Here is a 3,531-nt window from a genome sequence, read left to right on the forward strand (position 1 = left end):
TTGGAGGCGATCATTTGCTCCTCTAGATTGGGAAGGGGGGTCGCTCGAATCCAGGCAGCCAGGGTAAAGGACCCGGTGGGATCCAAGAAGGGCAGCGATTAGTGCATGGTATTGGTCAGACGAAACCCGTAATCGATCAGGCTCTTTGCGGTGGTCCATCGACGATTCGAATTCAAAATAACAAGCAACAAATCACTGCCGTTTTGAGACACCTTGGCGATCAGGCAACGGCCTGCCTTGGATGTAAAGCCGGTCTTCACACCTTCCACGCCGGGAATTCGGCCGAGCAGCCGATTCGTATTATGCAAGACATATGCGCGATAGCCGCTGACCGGTGTGATGATCTCACGCTCAGCTTTCACTAGATTTCGGAACGTTGCGTTTTGCATGGCAACTACACTGAGCTTGGCAAGATCCTCGGCCGTTGAATAATGATCAGGGTTATCAAACCCACATCCGTTACTAAAATGCGTATCTGACAATCCAAGAGCTGTTGCCTTGGCATTCATCAACGACACAAACTGGGCTTCGTCACCACCCACATGCTCGACTGCTGCTAAACAGGCATCATTCGCTGATACCATCATCATGGCCTTCAGCAGATCGCCGAGGCGAAACACTTCGCCGACTTTGATCCGTAAGTGCGTCTTCGGCGCCCGCGCGGCATTTTTGCTCACGGTTGCCAGCTCGTCGAGCCGGGCTTTCTCGAGAATCACCAGCGCCGACATAATCTTGGTCAAGCTAGCAGGCGAAAGCCGTTTCTCCGTGTCATGTTCAAAGAGTACGCGTCCCGATCGTAACTCTTTGAGGAGAATGCTATGTGCGGGGATACGCTTCCAGTGGAGCGCGTGAGGAGCGTAGTCGATTGATCGACCTGCATCCTGAATGCTGTGCTGAGTTCTCGCCTGGGCAGGAAGGGGGGAGACGGCATTCCAGAGAAATGAGAATGCGATCAGAAGTGTTACCCGATAGAAATCACGTCTGCTGTTCCACGGACAAAGGGGAGGCCGGATATGATCCGCTCGTGCCAAATACCACCGCCTCGCTAAAACATGAATGATTCCCGAACCTTACCACCTTTGCTCCCGCTATCAATAACTTTGTGAAAGAATCGAAGAAGGTCGGCCAGATCAATCCAGAATCCGCAGTTGAGGCATCGCGCATAGATTCTGCGGTTGATGAGGGTATAGTGGCGTTCGACCATCATAAACCCCCTGCACTTGAGGCATTGCATACATGTCCTGCTCTCTCTAACAGGATGCTGGAACAGACGGCCTGCTATGTTATCGAATACGATTCATAATGAGTGCGACACATCCAGCGAGGAGCCCCCCACCCAGAAGGGTGGTGCCAAAATAGACGAACACGTTCGTCCCCCCGGAAGGCTGGGTCCCTTCCCATAAGTCGCGAACCCCACCCTGGACCATCAAGACTGACAACGTCAGAAGAGCCCCTATCATGAACCACCATGCAAAGGATCGAAGCGCCATTCTTCCGCTCGTAACTCGTGGTCTCTCCGGCCTTTTTCAACTCTAGCGAAGGGCTCCTAAGCTGTCAAGAAATAGACCAGGATCGCTCGATGCTCACCCCTTCGGATCAGACCGTGCGAGGGACTTGAGCCCTCGGTGAAGAAAAATAGACACGCTGCCACTTCCGTTGTCAGCGATGGCGAGGCCTGGTTCTTCCTCCCCTGTCGTAGTGACCCGGAAAGAGGAGAGCGCAAACGGACCGGACTTCGTCCGATAGTTTCTCGGAGGATAGTGAAAGGTTCCATCGCCCTTCCCGAATAGAATCGACAAGTCGCTCGATTGGAGATTCACAATCGCCACATCCACCAGTTGATCGCCATTAAAATCTCGAGCAAGGCCAAAATTTGGTCCGGCATCCGCACCGGCATCTTTTCCTGGTCGAAACGTCGCGTTGCCGTTTCCTAAAAAAGTCGTAAAGCTATCCTTTTCCCCATTGATGACCAACAGGTCGCTATTATGGTCGTTATTGAAATCGCCGAAACTCACACCCAGAGGTCGCCTGCCGGTGGAATAGTCCTTGGGGTCGCGAAAGGTCCCATCCCCGTTCCCGAGCCAGACGGACACCGCGTTGGACATCGGCCCCCCGTTGGTGACGACCAGATCCATCTTCCCGTCACCGTTGAGATCAGAGAGAGCCACGGAGGTCGGGGTATCTCCATGCTCATATTGCGCTCCATGTCGCAACTCACCCTTTCCATTTCCCAGAAACACCTTAACCTTGTCGTTTCGAAGGGCCACGGCCAGATCGATATGATGATCACCGTTTACATCTTCGGCAGCCAGTGACACTGGGCTGCGATGGACCGGATACCGAGCCCCTTCTTCAAATTTTCCGTCCCCCCGGCCAAGCAGCAGCGCAACTTCATCCCCGCCTGAGCAAGCTAAGGCCACATCAGCATGTCCATCTTCATTGAAGTCATTCATGGCAAGTGCGCGGGGCTCTTGACACACATGAAGCTGCATTTGGCCTTTAAATGTGCCGTCGCCATTGCCAAGTAAGATGGAAACCGTATTGCTCGAAATATTCGTCGTGATCAGATCGGTAAACGAGTCGTGATTGAGATCACCGGTTGTAATCATCGTGGGGTTCTTGCCGACGGGGTAACTCGCAAAATAGTAAAACGGATCAGGTGGGAGATACGGCTCAGCCTTGGAACAACCCCACAAAGCGATTCCCATGAGGACATAGAGTCCCACCGCACTACAGATAGCCTCCTTCGCATCACATGCCATTACATGTCATTTCTGTATAAACAGTTTGAGTGATACCATGCCAGAATGTTCGGAACTCTAAGAGTCCAGTCCTCGGGACATGATTCTCAAGGATCAGGAGCGGAAGGGACAAAGCCTTACCGTCCTCCCTGCACAACGACTACTCAAGCATGGCCAATACACCGATAGAAAACCGGTTGACCTGTCAAGCGCTCCCGGGAAAAGAGCCAGTATACAGATGCCCCATCTGGCCCCGCAATCTCCTTTGACCCACCATCGGCCTTTGAATTTTGAGATCTGTTTACGTTATGATCAACGGATATTTCTTGGAGGACTCTATGAGTAAGATGATGAACGTTGATATCACGATGTATGGCATTGCTGAAGTGCTCAACTGGTGCCATGATCGAAACAAGGGACGTGTTCCTGGCGTTGATACGGAGGGTTTTAAGAAAATGCAGGAGTTGTTGGCACAAAAGCCGCAATCCGGGGACTATTTCACTCTTGATCAGTTCTGGAAAAAGAAAGTCAGCTTGCCGCTCACTGAAGACGAAGTAGCGACCATCGACCGATGTCTCTACGATATCCCAAACTTTGACAATGAGCCGCTTCCCCAAATCCGCCATAAATTCTGGCCCCAGGAAGTGGCAACACATTAATACTGCTCATCAAGCAAAACCAGGCGTCACTCTCTAGGCGCCTGGCAACTCGTGAGATTTTCTGTAGAATCTAGGATTGTACCGCTCACGATTTCTTGGACACGGTTGTTGCCGTATTGGACCCGACCTCC

4 protein-coding genes are annotated in these 3,531 nt (G+C 52.1%); 1 reads left to right on the plus strand and 3 read right to left on the minus strand.

What is annotated here, in order from left to right; genetic code table 11:
• Positions 1-98: 98 nt before the first annotated feature.
• The 3 genes from ACMTNU_RS20240 to ACMTNU_RS20250 all read right to left on the minus strand — a co-directional run bounded on the left by ACMTNU_RS20240 (position 99) and on the right by ACMTNU_RS20250 (position 2,762).
• Positions 99-1,031 carry a D-alanyl-D-alanine carboxypeptidase family protein gene (locus tag ACMTNU_RS20240; RefSeq protein WP_413937104.1) on the minus strand — a complete coding sequence of 311 codons (933 nt, stop codon included), beginning with the start codon at positions 1,029-1,031 and terminating at the stop codon, positions 99-101.
• 252 nt (positions 1,032-1,283) lie between these two features.
• Entirely contained in the window at positions 1,284-1,490 is a 207-nt protein-coding gene (locus tag ACMTNU_RS20245) for a hypothetical protein (protein ID WP_086425700.1), read from the minus strand.
• A gap of 93 nt (positions 1,491-1,583) precedes the next feature.
• Positions 1,584-2,762 carry an FG-GAP repeat domain-containing protein gene (locus ACMTNU_RS20250; protein ID WP_413937105.1) on the minus strand — a complete coding sequence of 393 codons (1,179 nt, stop codon included), beginning with the start codon at positions 2,760-2,762 and terminating at the stop codon, positions 1,584-1,586.
• A gap of 317 nt (positions 2,763-3,079) precedes the next feature.
• Here ACMTNU_RS20250 and ACMTNU_RS20255 point away from each other — a divergent pair, with 317 nt between their 5' ends.
• Positions 3,080-3,400, plus strand: coding sequence for a hypothetical protein (locus ACMTNU_RS20255; protein ID WP_413937106.1), 321 nt, complete (start codon positions 3,080-3,082; stop codon positions 3,398-3,400).
• The last annotated feature ends 131 nt before the right edge of the window (positions 3,401-3,531 follow it).

This window comes from Nitrospira sp. BLG_1, from assembly GCF_047338595.1.
In the GTDB taxonomy this organism is placed as follows: Bacteria; Nitrospirota; Nitrospiria; order Nitrospirales; family Nitrospiraceae; genus Nitrospira_D.

Coding starts and splice junctions, on each gene's coding strand:
- ACMTNU_RS20245 (WP_086425700.1), bottom strand. CDS start 1,490: ATGGCGCTTCGATCCTTTGCATGGTGGTTCATGATAGGGGCTCTTCTG.
- ACMTNU_RS20250 (WP_413937105.1), bottom strand. CDS start 2,762: ATGGCATGTGATGCGAAGGAGGCTATCTGTAGTGCGGTGGGACTCTAT.
- ACMTNU_RS20255 (WP_413937106.1), top strand. CDS start 3,080: ATGAGTAAGATGATGAACGTTGATATCACGATGTATGGCATTGCTGAA.